Source organism: Paenibacillus dendritiformis, from assembly GCF_015845845.1.
Classification (GTDB): domain Bacteria; phylum Bacillota; class Bacilli; order Paenibacillales; family Paenibacillaceae; genus Paenibacillus_B; species Paenibacillus_B dendritiformis_C.
On the sequence record NZ_LDIG01000235.1, the window covers coordinates 1 to 483 of the forward strand.

The 483-nt window shown below is 47.0% G+C and carries 1 protein-coding gene; it reads right to left on the minus strand.

The window, feature by feature from the left end; genetic code table 11:
* A partial coding sequence (locus ABD76_RS23440; protein WP_197259451.1) for a transposase occupies window positions 1-424 on the minus strand: 424 nt, incomplete at its 3' end.
* Window positions 425-483: the final 59 nt, after the last annotated feature.

Sequence of the window (483 nt, forward strand, 5' to 3'; positions counted from 1 at the left end):
GTTCTCTTTCTCTGATGATCGTTAATCGGCTCTTTTGCTGGACGCGGCAAACAAATTTAATCTTATCCTCTACCCATTTCTGAAAATGGTCGTACACCTGGTACCCTCGGTCCATCACGTAGGTCGCATCCTTATCGACGGTAAATTCCAACACGACTTCATGATCGGCTACATCTTTGGTTGAAGCGACGATCTTGTCTGGATACATCGTTTTGGAATCCACAACGACCAAGGAGGTGTGCATCTTCACGCCATGGCTACTCTTGGAACAATAGGACCATTTTGCGAGAATGGGAGGCAGTGTAATTCCCGATGAATCGATTAGCTTGAGTTTGCCAATACCAGGCGTAATGCCGCGTTTCCCTTTTGTGAGTTGCTTGATTCGATCAATGAGTAAGAAAAAGAGCGTCTGCAGATGCTCCATGGGCAGCCGTTTCAGCTTTCGCGATAGTTGGGAAGCGCTTATGCTCTTGAGTCCAAGCA